This window comes from Cupriavidus sp. 8B (assembly GCF_054589115.1).
On the sequence record NZ_BAAILO010000046.1, the window covers coordinates 16,913 to 37,756 of the forward strand.

At 59.6% G+C, this 20,844-nt stretch carries 17 protein-coding genes and 1 pseudogene; 5 read left to right on the top strand and 13 right to left on the bottom strand.

The annotated features are described in order from the left end of the window. Positions 1–31: 31 nt before the first annotated feature. The 10 genes from ACYP5B_RS04820 to ACYP5B_RS04865 all read right to left on the bottom strand — a co-directional run bounded on the left by ACYP5B_RS04820 (position 32) and on the right by ACYP5B_RS04865 (position 9,536). Entirely contained in the window at positions 32–1,027 is a 996-nt protein-coding gene (locus ACYP5B_RS04820; protein WP_459568778.1) for a branched-chain amino acid ABC transporter permease, read from the bottom strand. A 68-nt stretch (positions 1,028–1,095) separates the two neighbouring features. Further along, the gene (locus ACYP5B_RS04825; protein WP_459568763.1) at positions 1,096–1,986 is read right to left on the bottom strand and encodes a branched-chain amino acid ABC transporter permease; all 891 of its coding nucleotides are present in this window, start codon (positions 1,984–1,986) and stop codon (positions 1,096–1,098) included. 6 nt (positions 1,987–1,992) lie between these two features. Next, positions 1,993–2,742 carry an ABC transporter ATP-binding protein gene (locus tag ACYP5B_RS04830; protein WP_459568779.1) on the bottom strand — a complete coding sequence of 250 codons (750 nt, stop codon included), beginning with the start codon at positions 2,740–2,742 and terminating at the stop codon, positions 1,993–1,995. Positions 2,743–2,759: 17 nt separating this feature from the next. Then, on the bottom strand, positions 2,760–3,530 hold the full coding sequence (locus ACYP5B_RS04835; RefSeq protein WP_459568780.1) for an ABC transporter ATP-binding protein: 771 nt from the start codon (positions 3,528–3,530) through the stop codon (positions 2,760–2,762). 118 nt (positions 3,531–3,648) lie between these two features. Beyond that, the gene (locus tag ACYP5B_RS04840; RefSeq protein ID WP_459568764.1) at positions 3,649–4,875 is read right to left on the bottom strand and encodes an ABC transporter substrate-binding protein; all 1,227 of its coding nucleotides are present in this window, start codon (positions 4,873–4,875) and stop codon (positions 3,649–3,651) included. A gap of 435 nt (positions 4,876–5,310) precedes the next feature. After that, positions 5,311–6,315 carry a winged helix-turn-helix transcriptional regulator gene (locus ACYP5B_RS04845; RefSeq protein ID WP_459568765.1) on the bottom strand — a complete coding sequence of 335 codons (1,005 nt, stop codon included), beginning with the start codon at positions 6,313–6,315 and terminating at the stop codon, positions 5,311–5,313. A gap of 774 nt (positions 6,316–7,089) precedes the next feature. Beyond that, positions 7,090–8,232 carry an ATP-binding protein gene (locus ACYP5B_RS04850; protein WP_459568766.1) on the bottom strand — a complete coding sequence of 381 codons (1,143 nt, stop codon included), beginning with the start codon at positions 8,230–8,232 and terminating at the stop codon, positions 7,090–7,092. 15 nt (positions 8,233–8,247) lie between these two features. Further along, positions 8,248–8,487, bottom strand: a complete 240-nt coding sequence (locus ACYP5B_RS04855; protein ID WP_459568767.1) for a hypothetical protein — start codon at positions 8,485–8,487, stop codon at positions 8,248–8,250. 124 nt (positions 8,488–8,611) lie between these two features. Continuing rightward, positions 8,612–8,845, bottom strand: a complete 234-nt coding sequence (locus ACYP5B_RS04860) for a hypothetical protein (protein ID WP_459568768.1) — start codon at positions 8,843–8,845, stop codon at positions 8,612–8,614. 37 nt (positions 8,846–8,882) lie between these two features. Beyond that, a complete protein-coding gene (locus ACYP5B_RS04865; protein WP_459568769.1) occupies positions 8,883–9,536 on the bottom strand; it encodes a hypothetical protein in 654 nt (217 codons plus the stop codon). 422 nt (positions 9,537–9,958) lie between these two features. Between ACYP5B_RS04865 and ACYP5B_RS04870 the strand changes: the two genes are divergently transcribed. The 4 genes and pseudogenes from ACYP5B_RS04870 to ACYP5B_RS04885 all read left to right on the top strand — a co-directional run bounded on the left by ACYP5B_RS04870 (position 9,959) and on the right by ACYP5B_RS04885 (position 13,811). Further along, the gene (locus ACYP5B_RS04870) at positions 9,959–10,426 is read left to right on the top strand and encodes a transposase (RefSeq protein ID WP_459568771.1); all 468 of its coding nucleotides are present in this window, start codon (positions 9,959–9,961) and stop codon (positions 10,424–10,426) included. A gap of 890 nt (positions 10,427–11,316) precedes the next feature. Continuing rightward, on the top strand, positions 11,317–11,484 hold the full coding sequence (locus ACYP5B_RS04875) for a hypothetical protein (protein ID WP_459568772.1): 168 nt from the start codon (positions 11,317–11,319) through the stop codon (positions 11,482–11,484). Between the two features lie 1,122 nt (positions 11,485–12,606). Continuing rightward, positions 12,607–13,665 (top strand): annotated as a pseudogene (locus ACYP5B_RS04880) (IS110 family RNA-guided transposase); the annotation flags it as partial. Continuing rightward, positions 13,662–13,811, top strand: coding sequence for a hypothetical protein (locus tag ACYP5B_RS04885; RefSeq protein WP_459568773.1), 150 nt, complete (start codon positions 13,662–13,664; stop codon positions 13,809–13,811). The pseudogene ACYP5B_RS04880 and the gene ACYP5B_RS04885, both read left to right, overlap by 4 nt. Before the next feature lie 1,792 nt (positions 13,812–15,603). On the opposite strand, the gene ACYP5B_RS04890 is transcribed toward ACYP5B_RS04885, so the two are convergent. Both ACYP5B_RS04890 and ACYP5B_RS04895 read right to left on the bottom strand, forming a co-directional pair. Further along, positions 15,604–16,572 carry a ParB/RepB/Spo0J family partition protein gene (locus tag ACYP5B_RS04890; protein ID WP_459568774.1) on the bottom strand — a complete coding sequence of 323 codons (969 nt, stop codon included), beginning with the start codon at positions 16,570–16,572 and terminating at the stop codon, positions 15,604–15,606. Next, entirely contained in the window at positions 16,569–17,780 is a 1,212-nt protein-coding gene (locus ACYP5B_RS04895; RefSeq protein WP_459568775.1) for a ParA family protein, read from the bottom strand. The genes ACYP5B_RS04890 and ACYP5B_RS04895 overlap by 4 nt, the downstream gene beginning before the upstream one ends. 1,060 nt (positions 17,781–18,840) lie before the next feature. Between ACYP5B_RS04895 and ACYP5B_RS04900 the strand changes: the two genes are divergently transcribed. Further along, positions 18,841–20,238: a replication initiation protein gene (locus ACYP5B_RS04900; RefSeq protein ID WP_459568776.1), complete on the top strand. Its 1,398-nt coding sequence runs from the start codon at positions 18,841–18,843 to the stop codon at positions 20,236–20,238. A 425-nt stretch (positions 20,239–20,663) separates the two neighbouring features. On the opposite strand, the gene ACYP5B_RS04905 is transcribed toward ACYP5B_RS04900, so the two are convergent. Then, a partial coding sequence (locus ACYP5B_RS04905; RefSeq protein ID WP_459568777.1) for a helix-turn-helix domain-containing protein occupies positions 20,664–20,844 on the bottom strand: 181 nt, incomplete at its 5' end.

A 20,844-nucleotide genomic window follows, 5' to 3' on the forward strand; every position in this document is an offset into this window, starting at 1 on the left:
CCACACGCGCCATGCGGGCCACGGCCCCATGCTATAAATGCGGAGCGTTATCCACACCTTTGCCGCCGCTGCGCTGCCACCACGACTCAACCTCGCCGACGATTCCGTTGCGAAATGTCAGCACGCAGATCACAAAAATTAGCCCGATCACCATGGATACCGACTCGCCGAGCGAACCGAACCACGCGATGCCTGTTGTCGACGCCAGAAAGTCGCCGATGTCGCCGAGCTTGTTCTCCAGTGCCACGATCACAAAGGCGCCGACGATCGGGCCAGTCAGCGTGCCGAGCCCGCCCACTAGCGTCATCAGAATCACGGTACCGGACATCGACCAATGCACGTCAGTCAGGGTCTCGAAGCCAAGCACCAGCGCCTTGATTGCGCCTGCCAGGCCGGAGAGCGCGGCGGAAAGGACAAAGGCTGTCAACTTGAAGCGAGCGGTATCGTAGCCCAGTGAAATCGCGCGCGGCTCGTTCTCCTTGATCGCCTTGAGAATCTGGCCGAAGGGAGAATGCACGATACGTGCGATCAAGCCGAACGCTGCGATGACGACCACTAGCACAACGTAGTACAGCGTCGTGTCGTCGGCAAGGGGAAGCAGGCCGAACAGCTTCCCGCGGGGAATGCCCTGCAGTCCATCCTCGCCGCCCGTGAGCGGCGTCTGCAGACAAAAGAAGAACAGCATCTGGGCAAGTGCCAGCGTGATCATCGCGAAGTAGATGCCTTGGCGGCGAATCGCAAGCGCGCCGACCAAGTACCCGATGCCTGCGCCGGCGCCGACACCGAGAAGCAGTCCGACCTCAGGTGTGACGCCCCACATCTTCATGGCATGGCCGGCGGCATAGCCTGCCGCACCGAAGAAGGCGGCGTGCCCGAAGGACAACAGCCCGGTGTAACCGATCAACAGGTTGAAGGCACACGCGAACAACGCGAAGCAGAGCACCTTCATCACGAATACTGGATATGCGCCGAGAAACGGGGCCATCACCAGCACCACGCACATGATGCTATACAACAGGAGCGACATTTTCCCGCTCGGCACCCAGGACAGGCGCTGGCGGCCTGCCTTTACCTCGATTGCAGTCTGACCGCTCATCATTTCTCCCTTCCAAACAGCCCTGCCGGACGTAGCATCAACACGATGACCATGACGAAGAAGACGACGGTAGACGACGCCTCCGGATAGAATATCTTGGTAAGGCCTTCCACAACGCCCAGGCTTAGGCCGGTGACGATCGAACCGAATATCGATCCCATCCCGCCGATGACGACCACGGCGAAGACCACGATGATGAGGTTCTGGCCCATCAAGGGAGAGACCTGCATCACAGGCGCGGCGAGCACGCCCGCGAACGCTGCCAGGGCCACACCGAAGCCATAGGTCAGCGTCACCATCCGCGGCACATTGACCCCGAAGGACTCTACGATCTTCGGATTCTCGGTGCCGGCACGCAGATAGGCCCCGAGCTTCGTCTTCTCAATGAGATACCAAGTCGCCATACACACGCCAAGCGAAGCCGCCACCACCCAGGCGCGATAGTTCGGCAAGATCATGAAGCCGACGTCTGTTGCCCCCGTCAGTGACTCTGGGGCCGAGTACGGCAAGCCGGAGACGCCAAAGCGCGACCGAAACACCCCCTCGATCACCAGCGTAATGCCAAGGGTCAGCAGCAGACCGTAGATATGATCGAGCTTGTAGATCCAGCGGAGCATGGTCTTTTCAATGAAGACGCCCAGTGTGGCGGCCACCAGCGGCGACAGCACCAACATGGCCCAATAGTTGAGCCCCAGATATTCCATGCCCATCCACGCCAGTACGGCACCGAACATGAACAGCGCGCCGTGCGCAAAGTTGATCACGTTAAGCAGGCCAAAGATCACGGCCAGGCCCAGACTGAGCATGGCGTAGAAGGCGCCGTTGACCAGTCCGAGCAGCAACTGCGACAGCATGGCGGACAAAGGAATGCCAAAGATTTCAGTCATCATGATTCCTCAGACGCCGAGCAATTCATGCAGCTTGGGCAACTTTGCCTCAAGCTCCGTCGAGCGGAACTGCTCGACAATGCCGCCGTGCTCCATCACATAGAACTGGTCCGCCAGCGGAGCGGCAAAGCGGAAGTTCTGCTCGACCATCACCACCGTGTAGCCCTTCTGTTTGAGCGTCAGAATCATGCGGGCCAAGGCCTGCACGATCACCGGCGCTAGTCCTTCCGAAATCTCGTCGAGCAGGAGCAGGTTGGCGCCGGTACGCAGGATGCGCCCAACCGCCAGCATCTGCTGCTCGCCGCCCGACAGGCGCGTCCCCTGGCTATTCCGCCGCTCCTTCAGGTTCGGGAACATGTCGTATATCTCGTGCTTATCCATGCCCCTTGTGCTGGATTTCAGATGCGGGGGCAGCAGCAGGTTTTCTTCGCAGGAGAGACTAGAGAAGATGCCGCGTTCCTCCGGGCAGTAACCGATGCCATGGTGCGCGATCTTGTGCGTCGGCAGGTGGATGGTTTCGTTGCCATTGACTTTGATCGATCCCTTGCGCAAGCCGGTCAGTCCCATGATCGCCCGTAGCGTGGTGGTCCGGCCGGCGCCATTGCGACCCAGCAACGTGACCACCTCACCCGGGTTCACTGCCAGGTCCACGCCATGGAGTATGTGCGACTCCCCGTACCATGCGTGCAGGCCTTTAATCTCGAGCGCGGGAGGGCTCGTGGTGACCTTCGCGCTTCTGGTGTTATTTCCATTGTCCATTTTGATATCCCGCATGCTCAATGTGCGCCCTGCAATTCCGCATCCGACTTCCCCATGTAGGCCTCCATCACGCGCGGATCTTTCGATATCTCCGCGTAGGGACCCTCGGCCAGGATCGCGCCACGCTGCAACACCGTGATCTTGTCCGCGATGGACGAGACGACGTTCATGTTGTGCTCCACCATCAGCACCGTGCGCCCCGCAGCAACCTTCTTGATTAGCTGCGTCACGCGGTCGACGTCCTCGTGCCCCATGCCCTGCGTCGGCTCGTCCAGCAGCATCAACTGCGGCTCCATCGCCAGCGTGGTGGCAATCTCCAGCGCGCGCTTGCGGCCATACGCAAGGTTGACGGTCAATGTGTCGGAAAAATCGGCAAGTCCAACCTCGTCCAGCAGTTCCATGGCGCGCTCTCTGAGCGCATCGAGCGACGAGGCGGGCCTCCAGAAATGAAATGCGGTGCCGAGCGCGCGCTGCAGCCCGATGCGCACGTTTTCCATCACCGTGAGATGCGGAAATACCGCAGATATCTGGAATGACCGGATCACGCCGCGTCTGGCAACCTGCGCTGGCGGCTCGCGTGTGATATCGACGCCGTTAAAAAGGATTGTTCCGGCCGTGGGTTCCAGGAATTTCGTCAGCAAATTGAAGCAGGTAGTTTTCCCGGCGCCGTTGGGGCCGATCAAGGCATGAATGGCGCCCTGCTGCACGTCGAAACTGACATCATTGACTGCGCTGAAGCCTTTGAAGGCTTTGCTCAGATTTCTTACCACCAAGATTGAGGATGACATTGCAGACCATCTATGGTTGGGGTGCGCCAAATGCCGCCGGCTTGCAAACGCAGCAACCGGCGGCTACGATCCGCGGCACAGCCTGTGCCGCCCCTCGCTGAATGTTTGGCGACGTCTGTTACTTTCGGACCAGCGGGCACTTGCTTTCCGCCAGAGGGCGAAAGGCCACCTCGGCAGGGATCGTCTTCTTCAGGTTCATGTAGTCCCACGGATACTTGGACTCGGACGGTTTCTTCACCTGGTAGACGTACATGTCATGCACCATTCTTCCGTCCGCGCGGATACGGCCGTTGGTGGCAAAGAAATCGTTAATCGGCATTTCCCGCATCTTGGCCATGACGGCGCCTGCTTCGTCGGTGCCAGCGGCTTGGATTGCCTTCAGATAGTGCATGGTCGACGAGTAGTCCCCCGCATCGCCCATATGCGGCATCCGGTTCATCTTTTCGTAGAACCGCTTCGACCACGCACGCGTGGCCTCATTGCGATCCCAATAGAACGCAGTCGTGAGAACCAGTCCTTGAGCCTGTTTCAAGCCCAGTGCGTGGATGTCCGTGTCCCAGACAAGTAAGCCTGCGACCGTTTGTTTTCCATTGGTCAGGCCGAATTCCGATGCAGCTTTCATGGCATTGACGAAGCCTTTCCCGGAGCCGGCCATCGCAACCACCTTTGCCTTGGAGGCCTGCGCCTGCAGAAGAAACGACGAGTGGTCGCTCGACTCCACCGGGTAGCGAATTGCACCAATGACACTGCCGCCATCAGTCTTCACGACCTGGATGGCATCGGCTTCCAGCGAATGCCCGAACGCATAGTCGGCCGTGAGGAAGTACCAGGTATCGAGCTTCTGATCGATCAGCGCTTTGGCGGTGCCAGTCGCCAACGCATAGGTGTCATAGGCGTAATGGATACTGTTGGGTGTACACGCCTCTCCAGTGAGCCGCGACGACCCAGAGCCATTCACAATCGCGATGCGATTCTTCTCTTTCGCGACGTTGACGACCGAGAGGGCGACAGCCGAATTGATCAGATTGGCGACCATGTCCATGCCCCGGGTATCGAACCACTCGCGTGCCCGCGTGGCGGCAACATCGGGCTTGTTCTGGTGATCGGCCACGACCACCTCGATCGGCTTGCCGAGCACTTTCCCGCCGAAGTCCTGTACCGCCATCTTGATTGCCGTTACCGAGCCCTCCCCAGATTCGTGCGAAAACTGCCCGGACATGTCGGTCAGCACGCCTATCCGCACCGCATCGTCCGACACCTTTGCCTGCGCCCGGGCGTGGCTCGGTAATCCTGCCGCCAATGTAAGCAGCGCCGCCAGTGAAACTGCAACTCCGGTCTTGGTCATCTCCATCTCCTATCGCTGAAATCTTTCAATGCAACCGTTGAGACCCAACCCAACGCCTGACAGACTCTGTTTATTCGGCGTAGAATAGATTTTGCAGTACAGTTATGCAAGTAATGTTTTCCCTAGAATGCAGCGTGGCAACCGTAGTTACCGGCGATGCCAGGAGAGGCAAAGAGGAGAAGAATGGCCGCTTGCCCTGCGGCTGCGACGTGCGCGTGCCGCGCGGCTTGCCGAGGCGACGCCGGCGCATGCGCAATGGACAGCTACACGCGGGCGACAGCCGTTATTTAGCTTGGAGAGGAGGCGGCCGTGGAGACCATGGCTCTGCCAAAGGGCGGGGGAGTCTCAAGAACTGCCGAGACAGGGGCACCGGCGCGGACGCATCCGACAGAATCGCGCCGCCTCCGGATCCACCAGGCGAGGAAGACTTGCGCCCTACGCCGCCGCTGCCACAGTATCGTCCAGGTGATAACGCAGCGTGTACGAGACGTCGCGCGGATTGAGTTCCTCGCCGCATTGATCACAGACCACCGATGCGTAGAAATCGTGATCACAGTTGCTGTGGCGCAAAGTCAGGGGCGGCTTGCCTCCCGACAGCCACTTGTCGCCCCAGCGCATCATCACCAGCATCGAACCGTATAGGTCCAAGCCCATCTCGGTCATGATGTACTCGAAGCGAGGCGGGCGCTCCTGGTACTGCCGCTTGATGACGACTCCCTCCTCCGTCAGCCGCTGCAGCCTGTCCGCAAGGATGTTAGTCGCGATACCCAGGCGGGCCTGAAATTCGTCAAATCGCCGGACACCGTAGAAGAACTCGCGGATTACCAAGAACGACCATCGGTCCCCGATAATCTGCAGCGTACGGGCAACGGAGCAAGGCCGCACGCGCTCGAGCACCGTGGGATCGGATGCGCGTCGCGAACGCTTTCTGGTCTCCGTCCGCATCTCACTACCGGCACCAGGCCCGTCCCGATAACGCACGCGACGCGGATCAATGGGCTCATTGCAGTGGGAACAGGCGATGCGCGGCGAGCAGGCCGCGCCGCAGGACTTATGGAATAGCTGCAAGGGGGGCGGCTTGCCGCTAGCAAGCCATTTGTCGCCGAAAGCGAGTAGCGACAGCATGGTGGGGTAAAGGTCGCGGCCTTTGTCGGAGAAGCGGTACTCATGCCGTCCGCCTACCGGCATCTTGTTCAGAATTCCGAGCTCGGTCAGTTTCGTGAGGCGCTGAACGAGCGTAGTACGAGGAACCTGCAGCAGAGCCTGGAACTGCTCGAATCTGCGAACCCCAAAGAAACACTCCCTAAGCACCAGGAAGCCCCAAGCATCCGAGAGTATCTCCACCGTTCGCGCTACCGAAGAGTAGCGCTCGATGGAAGCAAACTTCTCGTCACCAGCTTGATGCTCGGCGCGCGCCACGACGGACTTTGACAATCCCATATCTATTCTCGCTCAATGCTGTTGCCGTGGGCCTGTATGCAGCAAAAGCCGGGGCGGTCCGCTGCTTGCCTACCTTTACACACGTGCCTAGGTGACCGGCCCTTCGCCTATGACCTCGTCCCGTTCGCTATGGCTGCAGGGCGGACCCCTGAATTATAGTTCACTTTTGCAAGCTGCTTGTTGGAGGGGTTGCCCAGCGACGGAAGGCACGGCCTCGGATCCCCCGATTCCGACCGCAGAGACACCGTGACGGTGTCATCATGAACAGAGAGCGTGCAAACGTTGAGGCCCCCAAGGGAGGGCCGCTCAAGCATCTGGGCGCCTCGCCGGCTCCGTGTGGACTACGCTGATCGGTATCGCGACGGAGGGAGCAAACCATGCGGTTGATCATCGAAGCCGGGTTGGCCGACGAGGGCAGCGACACTGGCCATGACGTTGACGGAGTTTTGGCCGTGATTGAGCGCCGTGACTGTAGTCTTGCGCAACTGGGCCTGAACCTCGCGGAGGGGCGGTCGAACTGGCCAAGGTGCAGGAGACTGGGGCAGCTTCGCGATGTCACGCTCGATGTCAGCGTCCAGTTGTGTTCCAAGAGTGCGAATCCGGCCCCGGGTGCCGCTGAACGAAATACCCTTGTCCAGCGGCAGCACTTCCTGGAGCCCACAACCTTTTGCACGCTCTCGTCCACGATTCGCCACGCCTCTGACTAGCCGCTGAGGTTCCGGCAAGCCGGCCAGATCTACATTGCGCATGCTTACTTCGCTGGGCTGAAGCTATCTATGGTTGGGCGTCCGACAATGGTGCCGGACGCCTGCGAATCCATTCGGCGAAGGCTTCGTCCTCGATGCGGTATTCGCCAACGGCCAGGCGCGTCACGATATTGTCGGCCTGCAGGCGCCGCAGGGCATGGCCTGCCGTGTTTCGAGTGGCGGGCTTGCCGAGCATCACACTGAGTTTCTCCAGACCGGCGCTGGAATGCAAGTCCGACTCGCCGCGAGCCAGTAGGTACAGCACCGCCTGGTCAGCCGGCTTGAGCTGGCTCCACTGTGTGAGGGAATGTTCGTCGGAGAATACTGATGCTTTTGTGTAGGCCAGCGCTGCGACATCGCCTTGCGGTTGATAGAGCATGTACCGCTCGATGAACCGCTTGAAGAACTCAGGGGTTCGATGTAGCTGGTCGAACGCACGCTTGCCCTGCTCCAGGGTCAGTTTCTGGCGGGCCATGCTGTTCAGCAGCTTGACCGTGAAGGCGACAAATTCGTCGCCAAGCAAGGGGAACGGCTCGAGCGGTGCCCAATTGAAGAATGGCTCCGATGCCCGGGCAAACATTCCGCGCAAGGTGGTTTCCGAACTGCCCGCGAAGATGACCTTGAGGCGGTCCTTGCGAATATCGAGTGCCGCGCGTAGTGCATGGGCAAAATCACTGTGGTCCACGCCCGCTAGGACCTGCGCTTCGTCGATGACCAGCAACAGCGGCTTCTTTTTGCGGTCGAGTTGCCTGAGTACCTCGTGCAGGGCCGCAGTACGATCCATTCCCGCCTTACCCAGCTCAGCCTCCAATGAGCCCTCTACGCCACCTGGGATCTTTGCGGTGGCTTTCACCTTCTTGACTGGTGCACGAAGCTTCGACAGGAGCACTGCGGCCCCTTTGGGCTCAAGGGCTTCGGTGAGCGCTGCGACGAGCGCGGTCTCCGGCGAATTACGGTTGTCCCAGAGGTTCGTGTACGCCGTCAGATAGCCGCGCTCCACCGCCGCCGGCATCAGGTCTCGACGGAGGAACTCAGTCTTGCCCATCCGCCGGCGCGCGAACAGGCCGCGGGCTGCGGAGAGCTTCAAATCGAACACATGCAGATACGCGTTGGCCAGCTCTGGGCGCGCAAAGTGCCAAGGGTCCGCCACTGTTGCATCATCTTTTCTCATGGATTGTGAGAATTCTCAAAAATCGTGAGAATGGATGATACAAGGCAGCCTCCCTTCCGTAAAGGAGGCGGGCTTGATCCGGCGGGCGGCGGCGCGAGCAGCAAGGTCAAAATCGTCCTGCAGCCAGCCCCTGAGCGTGCGGGCCAGTGATCGTACAGCCTTGTCCTTCTGGTTCAGCGGATAGTCGCCAGCGCCCAGACCTAATTCGCGGCAGGCCTGCTGAAAGCGTCGCGCCGCTGCCTTGAGGCCAACCACACGGCCTCTCTCCCCGGGTTGCAAGACGACCTTTCCCGCTACTAGGTCTGCCCGCAACTGCTCGGCCAGGCTACGGCAGCTGGGTCGCTGGTAGAAGATGTGTCAGCGAGGCGGTCATGTCCAGTCACTGCTGTTCCAGATTGAATATGGATGCCGGCCTGCTGTAGTCGATCTCCTGCACTGGGCTCGAGAACGCCGTATCGTTGGCGGCCACCATCTCGTCAACGTTCGTCCCGGGTTCTGGCAGTGGAGATCGCCTTCCCCTGCTTCGCCTCTCCGCCATACCCCTCTTTGCCTTCGGCCGCCCGACGATATGCCACTGCTCCTCGATGGCTTCGAAGAGCGAGGCTTCTGTCACGTACGATCGTCCTTGCGACTTCAGGTGCTTCAGTGCGCTACGTTGCTCCCACATCGCGACTCTGCTGCGTCGAAGGTCGGCAAAGGTCGCCTCCGTGTAGTGCTTGCCATCCACGCTGACGAAGATCCGCGACAAGTCCTCCGGATGGAACCTGACGATGCCCCTTCGCTTCACTGCTCGCCAAGGTGCAAAGATCGGATGCTAGTAGCGAAGATAGAAGACCGTCGATCCGTCGGCCTGGATGATCCTTTGCTTCATTGGCAGAAATCGAATCAGGAACCGCAATGCGTCGGCGGGTGATTTGGGAAAAAGACGGCGGTGGTGCGGCGCCGGCGAGCTGCGCCCACATCGAGTATGGGGTGGCGCCCTGAAGCCCTCGATGGGAGGCATGATGATAGGTCTGGCCGATCTCCTGCATCAGCCACTGCTCGAAATCGCGAATCGTCAATGCCGCCTCAGCTTCGGGCTTTCGCTCTTTGCGCGCCTTTGGAGAGGATCCCGTTGAGCCCGGCAGGCTGTGAACGCGCTCCATGATGGTTCTGTTCAAGCGCGCTATGTGCCCACCGAAATAGGGACGCCCCGCCGGGCGGTACATCAGTTCCACACCGTGCTGGTTGCAGCCTGACCGGAGCGCCCTGCCCTCGAACTCGGCGGCATTATCAAGATGGAGCACCTTGGGTATGCCGTGCATTGGCCAGTCCAAGCTCGCAGGCTGGAAAGCCACTCCTCCCTTGGCAATACCACGCGCGTCAGCAGCAGCGCGACGGTCGCCGCATTCGGCCTGCCCATGCCGAAATACAGCCCGACAACCGAGCGGGTGGCGACATCCACTGCCAGGGTGAGCCAGGGCCGCCCTATCGGCCGCCGATACACTTCATCGACCAAGATGACGTCGGCCAACGTGTCGTCGGCCTGCACGATGTCCAATGGATGGCGAGCATTGAAGTGTCCAGGCGGGACCGATGCCGCAGGGAGCGCCGCGAGCTCCAGCGCTGCCTGGTCCCGACAGTCAGCCCATCGCCGTGCGACGGTCGACCGGCCCGGAGCGGCAACGCGTGCCGCGGCACATCTCTTCTCTACTTCGGTCGTGATTGCTTTCAGCGCGTGAGGCAGATGGCGCTGTACGGAACGATCATCGTCGACCTGGAGCGACGTGAGCCGATCGAAGTGTTCGCCGGCAGGGAAAAAACTGCGGTGGCCGCATGGATGCGTGCGCACCCATCGATCGAGATCGTCGCCAGGGACCGGGCCGGGGCCTACTCCGAGGCGGTCGACATTGCGCTGCCAGCAGCCAGGCAAGTCTCCGATCGCTGGCATCTGCTGTGCAACCCGCGCGACAACGTCGAGAGGGGGCTCCTTCCCGCAGGGACAGAGTTCACCGTTCCCTCTATCAATGAACTGAGCTACCCGGGCGAGTGGACGCATATAGCATTGCCTGTGAGACAGCGCATCGGAAGGATGTTTCGCAAGGAAGTAGATGGCAGACTACGGACAACATTTGCCTCGGGTTTCGCCCGAATTCAAGTTACGGCAGGGAAGAACGAACTTGGACAAACCATCTACAAGACGTTCACGGCTTGATCTAGGGCCGAGGCCCTGCGGGATGTCGGGATCGAAGACCTGCGGATCCAAGGCCGTTTACGCCGCGGCAGGCTCGCCCACGATCGGCGCAGCAGCAGTCGAGTCAGCCGCTCGCAATCGCGGCGCAGTTCATGCGATCCGGCTTCTGCCATCGCGCCGAACGTCGATACCGCGCAGGGCCGCCGCCCTACCCTGCCAGCTGCTGACGGTTTGCACTGGCAGCCGCCGTACTCGACGGCACGAGGACGGAACTCCGGCGCATGACAATCCGCCGGATCAGCAGAAACTCGCCGCCTGACAATCGGCCGCGATCAGCCCTAGTACACCAGATTTGACAATATCTCAAATCGGTTCACCTAAACTATCTGTGCCGGGTGCTAAGGCGAAACGAGTCCGAATCATCTTGGAAATTCGAGGCACGACACCTCGAGCAGTGAGCCCAGTCAATGTTTGGAGGCCCGACGGCCGAGTTACTCACTTGTCACACAATCGACTTTGACGCGAGGTAATAGCGCTCCCTACCTCGCGGCAGATGCTATGCAGGGTCTTTGTACTAATTATCGGCATAGCATTCTGCTTGACATTTTGGGTCTGTTAAATGTGGCAGGTGATGTTTTCTGTGTAGTTTCAAAGACTTAGCGGATGAATGTGGTGTCCCGCATGCGTCACCAAGCTGGCTTGGCAATGGGATAAGCGATGAGGACCCAGCGGAATGATTCTTGCGCTGGGTATGTTGCCAGGGAGCCGCCCTATTCCCTTGCACCGATCCCAGCAAATCCCTGGAAGCCACAGAGCAGCGACGCTGAGTCAGAATCATGCGGGGCAGCGACGGGCGGCCGATGCTCTGGTACCACTAGGCAAGGAGAGGGGTTTCGCTACCTGTGCTGGCAGTGCATGCAGACTCGGCCCGGCTCGAAGCCGCACTCGCCCCGTTCGCCAAGACCGGTGCCAGCGGTGGCGTGGTGCGCGGCGAGTGGGTTGCGGACCCCGAGAACCCGACCGAGTCCCTGGTACGTCTTGCGCAGACGCGTTCCGTCGGCGGCCAGGGAGCTGCATAAACTTAACCGCCGAGGAATTGAACTGCCCGCTAGCGTCAAAGACCCGCCCCGCCTGTCGGTCCTGGGCTCATACAGTCCGAGCGTGGGGCACTTGTGGCGGCATCCCGTCAGGGTCAGGCTATCCGGCTCTTCACATTCTGCACGGCCAACTGCTTGCCACGCGCGTGCGTGGCTTGAAGCAGGTCGAGATCGGATGCGTCGCTTCGACATGCGCTAGGGTCGACTCAGTGGGGAGAACACGCAATGACAGCCCAAATCCCTTAGGTGAATCTTGCTGATGTCCAGCAGGATACCAGTTGCCGCAAGCGCACAACGGACCTCACCTTTGCCTAATCGCTAGCTAGGCGGGCAGTTCTGCCCACCAAAGGTGAGGTTGTTTGTGCAAACGGCATTGCCAGCCCGCCGAACTCGCAAGCCTGTGCGTCACTTCACTTCTTCCGCGATGTCTCGCTGCGGTTCGAGGATTGCGCCGTGGTCGCAGTGGGCACCGGGGAGATGAAGCGCCAGCACTACGCTGGCGTTAGTGGATACAGTTGGTGCCCTTCCGGCCGTGCCTGCGCAAGCGCCGCGACGTGGGACGGTCAGTTTTCTTCCAGACCGGCGAGCAGCGGTTCCCAGACATTCTTCTTCCTGGGTGGCACCTTGCGCGCTCAAGACTACCCGCAAGTTCGTAAGATTGGCGGGTCTCAACTCCGTGGCGACTTGCTCCCCAAAGGCTTCTATTCAAGCGGGAATGCATTGTGCCAAACGCGCCAACTGCGTATCCGGCCTGGATGCAGACGGGGACGCCACATGTCGCTTCAGCGGCCCGATCCGCAGTGCACGGCCCACACCATCCTTTCTGGCGGCTTTGCCGCACCCCACTTGGCCTCTTCGGTGACATTCAAGGCGCGAAGGATTGAAGCCCCAACTTTGCGCCGGAGGAGAACTAGCGGCCGTTAGTGGCGCTCACCAGGGGGAGCAAACGCAGCGCTCGGCAAGAATACGCCAAGCGAACAGGTGCACGGAGAAAGCACGGCACGGTAACCCGACGCCAGATACGACAGGTAGACACACGCGCGGACGGCGCGAGGAGGTGGCAGTGGCCGCAAATCTAACGTGGCCCAGCGGAAGCTTTCTGACGATGCGCGGCAGATGAAGTACGTGCCCGGGCGCAAGAGCGACGTGCAGGATTGCCAGTGGTTGCAGAAGCTCATGAGCCTGGGGTTGCAGCGCGCGGCCTGGCGCCCCGACGGCGAAGTCTGCGTAGTGCGGGCGGTGGCCCGTCAGCGCGACGTGTTGATCACCGAGCAGGCGAGCTGGGTGCAGCGCATGCAGAAGTCACTGGTGCAGATGAATCTCCAGCTCACCGAGGTGCTCACCGACGTGATGGGGCAGACCGGCCAGGCGATCATCCGCGCCATCGTGGCCGGCGAGCGCGACCCGAAGGTACTGGCCCGGCACCGCCACAGCCGCATCAAGGCCAGCGCCGAGGAGATCACCAAGGCGCTGACGGGCAACTGGCGCGAGGAGCACCTGTTCGTCCTGGGCCAGGCGCTGGCCATGTACGACGACATTGCCAGGCATCTGCTCGCGTGCGAGGCGAAGCTGCGCGCGCTGCTGGCCGAGCGCGGCGCGCGTCGCGTCGACCTGGGCAAGGCCCCCAAGGCCGGCGCCAAGTCGCGTCTGGAGTTCGACGTGCGCCAGGCGCTGGCGAACTGGGCCGGCGTGGACCTCACGCGCATCAACGGGCTGGGGGTGACGGTGGTGATGAAGCTGCTGTCGGAGATTGGCCCGGACCTGAGCCGCTTCGCCAGCGTCAAGCACTTCTGTTCCTGGCTGGGGCTGTGCCCGGGCACCAAGATCAGCGGCGGCAAGGTGCTGTCCTCGGGCACCAAGCGTTCCGCCAACCGGGTACGCCAGGCGTTGAAGATGGCAGCGATGGCGCTGTCACATAGCGACTCCGCGCTCGGCGCGTTCTACCGTCGCCTGTGCGCCCGCATGGACAAGCCCCGCGCCAATACCGCCACCGCGCACAAGCTCGCGCGGATGGTGTACTTCATGTTGACCCGCGGTGAGGCCTTCGTCGACCAGGGCCAGCAGCGTTACGAGGAACAGCTGCGCCAGCGCAGCATCGCCGCCCTCAAACGCCGCGCCGCCGCACTGGGCTTCCAGATCAATCCCATGAGAACGGCCGCATGACAGTTGCCGTCTCCAGTTTGTTTCTTGATAGGCTCGCCGATCCAACGGGCCCGTTCTGCGAGGTCGACGCCGCAATGGGCCGTCATTGTCGGCCGATGGACAGCATCGTTTCTAGCGAGACACTTCGCGTCGACGCGGCCCGTTGAGGGCACATACCCTCAATCCGGTATGCCACGGCAACGCATGCGGCGGCCGGCTTCCGACATGCCAACTCGGAGAAGTCCATCGGCCGCTCGGTGCCTCAGTTGAGCTAGGTCATCGGCGTGCCGCAGGGGCAGAGTCGCCATCCGCATACGAGAGACGTGTTCCTCGACGATGGCCTGCCAGGACGCTCTCGAGATCACGCCGAGCCCATGGGCAACCGCCGGCATGTCGCGGCAACATGGGGCGGCAGGTCTGGGCCATATTTTTCATTCGGAATTCTGGGGTTCGCGTCGGGCGACAGGCGTATCGGACATGGCGCGCATCAAGCCAGCGGCTTGATCGGTCACCCGAAGCCCTGTGCCCAGCTTGCGGGAGGCCGCGGTAAAGGACTGCCCGGAACTCGGGGTCCCCCGATGCGGCGACAGTCATCGCCGGCTACCACGAAGACCAGTTCCTGGACACTTCTGACGAAGTGAAAGGCCTTGACATGGACGGCCATGTGGCGACCTCCCGCTGGTACGACGCCGATTGGATCGTCGAGGAACAGCAATCACACTATCGGCAATTCTGCGTCGTCCCTTGTGCCTCGCCTACCAGCAGCAGTCTGCTGCCCGCCGCCTTGGGCGGTTAGTTCGATCCGCATCTGCTGCCGTGGCAAGGTATTGCCATGGCCAGCGGATTTGAGCTGGCGTTGCGCCGATTGGCGTAAGGTGGCCAAACGACCGGGTCCCGCACCAGGCGGTATGGCGGTCCCCATAATAGGGTTCGCGTCGAGCCCCCAAGCAAAACGGGTATTGTCCTCGTGCTCCAGAGACGGTCGAGATCGCTGCGCAGGCACAACCACTCGGCGAATAGCAAGCGCTGCCCAAATTGAGGGTTGGCCTTCGCGTGGGGGCGAGACCTAACAGCGTACAAAGCTTGCTCGTAGATGAGGTGCCGCGCCGCTGCGAGTTCGGCCACACGAGTGATCGGTAATGGATATACCCGATGCCGGAATGAGGCCTCGCATTCAAGTTGGCAATCAACGCGTCGGAGCAGTTATCGAGTTGGAACTGGGTGGCCAGTTGCGCGGGCTCGCTGCCGCGCTTGGGGCAGAGGCACGGTCCCGTTGTCACCTTCAGGGCGGCGTGAGCTTGCGGATGCGAGGCGACCGAAGCGCGACTCCACAGACCGCCGATCATCTTTGCTGCGCCGATGGCTGTGGCATGACCGGGTCCTGCGGCTTGAGCAGCCTGGTGCGGACTACCTTGTCATGGTCGTCTCGTCCTTTCGTATGCAGTGGCCAGCGCGCCATCCATACTGAATTCGTGCCAGCGGACCCCGACAAGCAGTCGCCGACCGGTTCGACGGCAGGCCTGTGCCGGCGGCATCGCGCCGCTGAATCGGATCCCGAGTACATAGTATGTACTCGGCGCAGGGTTGCCAGTTAGGGAATAGATGCCCAGCCAGCGCATGCGCGGTTGACTGGGAGTCGTCATAGCAAGGCGTTCCGGCTATACCCCGGCACCGAGTACATACTCGGTGCAGATCAGACGAGGTATGCAAGGGCAGAGTCGGTGGAGCCGAGGCGACAGCGATTGGTCGCGGACCCAGCCGCTCCTTCAACAAACGTCGCCACGGTAGCATGTTGGCCAACGGACACGCGCAATTCCCTTAGCATCCGTGCAGCATGCTACGACGGTTAAGGCATTACCGCGCCGCGTACATAGTATGTACACGCGCGGGGTGCAGCGCCCGACGCAGGTAGGCAAAAAAAAGCCCGCTCTGGGCGGGCTCTTCCTGAATATGACACGGTCAATTTGGCTGGGGATGAAACATCTGGCTGATCATTTCCCTGATCTGCGTCTCTTGCGCCTCGGTCAGGACGCCAGCTTTAATCTTCACCGTGAAGCTGTTAATGTCCTTGGTGATCGAGCCAGCCTGTTCCTTTCCCGAGAAGAACTTGTCAATGCTGCGCCCGCTTGCCGACTCCGTGGTTGCACGACGGGTGGCCAGCGCACCAATCGCCGAGGCCACCTTCCCCTGATCCATGTTTCCTTTAACGACCAGTGGCCAGATCTCCTTGGCGGCCTCGATTCCTTTTTCGCCATGCTTACGGATGGCTCCAACGAGAGCATGTGCTGCGTTCCCACCTAGCAGCCGCGGATGCAGATGGAGGTCATTCAAGATGAAATCAGGCAGCTTGTCGAATGCGAGGAACTGGTAGAGGCCGGTTCTGGAGAGACCTACCGCTTCCGCCATCCGCTTACGGTCGGGAAACTCTTTCTCAGACCGCCGAATAGACTGGCTGACTTCAAAGTCAGACAGGTCATCTCGGCTGATATTCTCGACCAGGGCAAGAATAGCCATGTCGGAGTCGGAACACTCCACAACGACCGACTTGATGGTATCGAGCCCCAGAATTTTATGCGCTCGCCACCGCCGTTCGCCCGCCACAATCTGATAGGCTGACTCAGCGCGACGAACCACGATGGGTTGCATCAACCCAACTTCACGAATTGACTCGGCTAGGTCTCCCAGCTTCGCTTCGTTAAAGACCTTCCGCGGCTGCCATGGGTTCGGGACAACCTCCGCAACCGGCAGTTGGGACGAAGTCCCAGTCGATTCCAGCTCTTGGACTCGGATTTGAGCCACAGCCAATGCCCCCGCCAGACCAGGCGCTGTCTGCGTGCGGTCGGTCCGCTTGACCTCGTCCTCCTTGATCGCAGAAGTCTTTCGGATGCCGGCCGTCTTTGCCAGCAGCTGTTCACGCATATTGCTCATTGCGCGTTCCTCCACTTTTCTTCAAATATTTCGTCCACCCATCGGCAGTAATCGATGAGGGGTTTCCGAATCCGCTGCAGCGACTTGGCCGCGCTGTGGGTACCGCTGACGTCAAATACAGTCGAGAAAGCCAGTGCCCCCGTGCTCATGACCGAACTGGCAGGTACTTCGATCGAATGTAACCAGTTCTCGTAAGCGCTTTCGGCCCATGCGCGGACGATAGGCGCGGATGAGGTACGACCATAGTCGACTTTCGAGAGCAAAAGGGAGACGAAGTCATACTTCTTATCCGCCTCATACTTGATGAAGCTCTTGGAAACATCCGAGAACAGGCGCCAGAAGGACAGCGAACTAATGAAGTCCAAATTCTCGGGCACCATCGGCATAACCATTGCATCTGCCGCTAACAGGGCGTTCAGATTTAGGTACGACAAGGAAGGTGACGTGTCCATCAGGATGTAGTCGTAACGCTTCCGCAGCGGTTCAAGCCCCGACCGCAGCACCGTCCAAAACTTGAAGCCCGGTTTCGTCTTCTGCATTGCTGGAAGATGGAACTCCGCGCCAATCAACTCTGTGTGCGCCGGGATGACGTCAAGGCCATCCCAATAGGTGGACTGAACCCTTTCTTCGAGGCCACCTCCGAATTCTTGATCGTAGATGTATGGCAGTACGGTGTCTTCCGGCGTTACGTCTTTCTCTGCGTATAAGCCGCACAATTCCGACAGCGAGGCCTGCGGATCGAGGTCAATCACAAGCACCTTGCGACCGCGCAACGTTAGCGCTTGCGCGAGACACATCGTTGTTGTTGTCTTGGCCGACCCACCCTTCAGTTGAGCCGTAATGATGATCTTCCCTTTCGGTTCCCGTATTCCAGTAACGAGCGGCGTCTGATAAATATCTGAAACCGTCTGGACCCAAACGCGTGCTTCCGCCAATGTGAAGGTGCGGGTTCGGCCAGTTCCTGCGGCTGTGCCCGCTGGCAATTCACCGCCACCCTTTGTCGCAAGATACTGCACCTGGGAGTGCGAGATGTTGCACATCTCGGCAATCTCGCCTGTCTTGAAGATTGGCGCAGTTTTTCTGGGCCTGGGCGCCAGAATCGTCTCACGCAGCTCACTCGTGAAAATTGTCACCTTCTCTGCAAACTTGCTGATTTGTTCTAGAGGGACGGTCCGGTCTACAGCAGGAAGTTGGCTTATTTTCACCATTCTGAGGTTTTTCCAGAAAAATATATAAACCTCAGAATACAGGAAATACTTGAGATATGCTGCATAAATCGCTGTTTCCTATAGAGCGCCGCCTATAAAACGACAATCCATGAAGCTCGGCGTACCCTAAGTCCCGGAAACGCAGTAATGTGGAACACGAGTTCGTCAGGAACTCGCACAAACAACCTCACCTTCAATGGGCAGGAGAAGCACTCGTGGGGGCTGCGTGCCTAGAGAATAGGCAAAGGTGAGCACTGTTGTGCGGATGCGGCAGTTGTTAACCTGTTAATTTGCACAAATAACCTCACTTTGATAACTTGATCCTGGCAGGGACGCTTTGTGAACAATGCGGTACCTACTCTGTTCAACATAAAAATGGCCCTGACTCCACATTGGCAAGTTCAGCGACCAACCCAGTGCCCCTGTTCAGTTCGAAGCCCCTCAACTACGCTTGGCGAACGTGTTTTCGCAGCATAAGAGACATCAGATGGTGAGGTCCATTGTGCAAAGCTGGGATGATTAATCGCGGCCTCGCACAATCAACCTCACCGTTCCTCAACAGTCGTCCACCGTGAACAAAGAACCTCACCTTTCAACTTCACGCGGGCTTCTAGTTGGTTTGTTTCATTTGAAGTAAACAACCCAACCAACCAACAGGAGATCGGTAAACCTTTTAAAATCAAAGTCTTATCCTCTATAAGGTGAGGTTGCCTGTGCAAAAGGTGAGGCTCGTTGTGCAGTAAGGTGCTGGTCCTTGTGCCGCCTAGGTGAGATAAGGGAAACACAAAAGTGAGGTCCATTGTGCAACCCGATCGATGGTGAGGTTTGCTGTGCGAACACAATGGCGTTTCCTTGAAACCTCGACAATCTAAGGGTTAGGCGGCAAACGCCTCGTCACAGTGGTGAGGTTTATTGTGGGGTAGGTGAGAGTCGTTGTGACGCCGCGAGAAATGAGCGCGCATCAAGGATTCGTAGCGACACAGAAGGTGAGGTCCATTGTGTTGACACCTCACCTAAGCATGCTAAAGTGCGCAGAGCCCAGAACAACGAGCAGAAAGCTATGGCGTCGGACAATATCGAGGAGGTCAAATCAAGCGCAACGCCTCGACAGATGGCACTCGCGTTGTTCGAGGACATGTTTGACTTGGGCTTGCCCATCAACGAGGCCAATCGTGAGATCGGATTTCAGCGCAATAACGTCTTTACTGAAATCGTCAACATGGGGCTTGCGGCGCGGCGCTTCCTTGACGCAGCGTATTTTATTGTCGGGCAAGAACCCGAGCCCCGGGCACAGTACGACGTTGATCTGAACTACTTCAAGTGGTTGATGCGCTATGACAGTCGCAATATCAAGCACCTCAGGTCCATCGCTGACGAAGCGCAGAATGCGAAAATTCGCGTCACCAATACACCATTGGACCGGGAACCCCATGAAGATGACTTGTGGGTACAAGTCCAACTAATAGGTCTCGTGGGTTTTCTCCGGGGGCGTGTCAGCTTCGACGTACATCCTCGCTTACTCCCACTTATCCGTGACCCGCGCAAGTCCCACTGGCTGAGCTTAAGGATTTCCACCGCCTTCACACGCAGCTTGGCGCGGGCGATCTACGATAAGGTTCTGCCATGCGTGCAGGTCGGCCGAACGGACTGGATCCAGCTAAATGAAATGCGTACGTGGCCCGGAAAAATGGGCGCCAACGCGGCAATATTCAAATACTTCAAACGCGACTGGTTAGAGCCGGCGGTCCAGGAGATCAACAAAGTCTCGGACATCGAGCTCTCCTACGAGACTCGGGCCGAGTCCACCTCGTCGAAGAAGGTGGACCGAATCAGGTTCCTGCTCAAGCGAAAGGATACCGCCGACGCTGTCATGGCTAGCCTGGCAGATGCAAGCCACCTCTATAAGATTCTCAAGGACGAGTTCAACCTGTCTTCCCGGCAGTTCAGCGAGATATCGGAAAACCGTGAGGTATGGACCGACGAACGGATCATGCAGGCCGTTGAATACACCCGCTTCAAGCTTCATCGAGGGCAGGTGAAGAAGAGTCCCGCCGGCTATCTAATGAGCGCCCTGCGGGACAACTGGAAGATATCGGAAGCTGAACGAACGATGGTCCAGGTCCAAACCAAGCTCCTAGCGGTTGAAAAGCAGCAAGAAGTCGCAAAGTCCGAGACAACGAATGCTGTTGCTCGTAGTGTCGCATCACATGACGATCAGGTCCGTGCACGTATGAACGAAGACTCGCGCAAAGGTCTGGACCACTTCAAAGCGGCAGAAGCAAGAACGAGACAAGATCTGATTCGCACGTGGCTCGCATCGAGAGAGGGCAAGCTCTTGCTGCGACGTATGAAGCTCGAGCCGTCCTCAGTGACAGAGCAGGACATCCTCGCGCAGTCAGAGTTGGGATGGTACCTCGGTCAATATGTGTTTGGCCGCATCAAATCTGCGCTCGGGTAATGAACCGCGCATAGATGGCTTGCCACGGGGGTATGTCGGCAACAGGGTCGCTCGCTCCCATCAATGGTCTTTGACCGCTACATCGAGCGAGATTGGCCTGCGTGTTCCGCAGGCTTGCCCCTGCTGGGCCCTTCCTTGTCAGCCGGAGGCGCGACCAAGACATTGGACCCGAGCCTTACCCTGCGATCTGGTGGTTCGGAGCTCAATGGAGCAGGCTGTTTCCGAAGGTGCCGTCCACACGGGGTAAAGCGCATCAAAGCGCGTTGGAGCCCCTGGTAACGCGCTGGAGCGCTTCCACGCCTGGAAGCGCGTAAAGGGAGATGAGTTTTCAGCGAGATCCTTGGTTGGCCGGATTGCCTGACAGGGGGCTGCGGCTGCCACCGTCATTAGCCCGCCGAGCTCGTAAGCCTGGGACTTTTTTGCCGTCAGGCAACCACTACGTGAGTGTGCCCCAGCGCTCGGCGACCGGCCTTCCTCACCACGATGTCCACGTCGCGCCCCAAACGGTTCAGGCACTCGATCATCTTGGCCTGGCTAATGCCGCGGAATTTGCCGCGCAATAGCTCGGAGAGCTTGGGTTGCGGCATGCCCAGCAGTTCGGCCGCC

Bases quoted from the DNA above. Each gene is read 5' to 3' on its own strand.
- ACYP5B_RS04825 (WP_459568763.1), bottom strand. From the start codon at position 1,986: ATGATGACTGAAATCTTTGGCATTCCTTTGTCCGCCATGCTGTCGCAG.
- ACYP5B_RS04890 (WP_459568774.1), bottom strand. From the start codon at position 16,572: ATGAGCAATATGCGTGAACAGCTGCTGGCAAAGACGGCCGGCATCCGA.
- ACYP5B_RS04870 (WP_459568771.1), top strand. From the start codon at position 9,959: ATGGCGCTGTACGGAACGATCATCGTCGACCTGGAGCGACGTGAGCCG.
- ACYP5B_RS04885 (WP_459568773.1), top strand. From the start codon at position 13,662: ATGACAGTTGCCGTCTCCAGTTTGTTTCTTGATAGGCTCGCCGATCCA.
- ACYP5B_RS04865 (WP_459568769.1), bottom strand. From the start codon at position 9,536: ATGCACGGCATACCCAAGGTGCTCCATCTTGATAATGCCGCCGAGTTC.
- ACYP5B_RS04895 (WP_459568775.1), bottom strand. From the start codon at position 17,780: ATGGTGAAAATAAGCCAACTTCCTGCTGTAGACCGGACCGTCCCTCTA.
- ACYP5B_RS04820 (WP_459568778.1), bottom strand. From the start codon at position 1,027: ATGTCGCTCCTGTTGTATAGCATCATGTGCGTGGTGCTGGTGATGGCC.
- ACYP5B_RS04840 (WP_459568764.1), bottom strand. From the start codon at position 4,875: ATGACCAAGACCGGAGTTGCAGTTTCACTGGCGGCGCTGCTTACATTG.
- ACYP5B_RS04835 (WP_459568780.1), bottom strand. From the start codon at position 3,530: ATGTCATCCTCAATCTTGGTGGTAAGAAATCTGAGCAAAGCCTTCAAA.
- ACYP5B_RS04845 (WP_459568765.1), bottom strand. From the start codon at position 6,315: ATGGGATTGTCAAAGTCCGTCGTGGCGCGCGCCGAGCATCAAGCTGGT.
- ACYP5B_RS04900 (WP_459568776.1), top strand. From the start codon at position 18,841: ATGGCGTCGGACAATATCGAGGAGGTCAAATCAAGCGCAACGCCTCGA.
- ACYP5B_RS04850 (WP_459568766.1), bottom strand. From the start codon at position 8,232: ATGAGAAAAGATGATGCAACAGTGGCGGACCCTTGGCACTTTGCGCGC.
- ACYP5B_RS04830 (WP_459568779.1), bottom strand. From the start codon at position 2,742: ATGGACAATGGAAATAACACCAGAAGCGCGAAGGTCACCACGAGCCCT.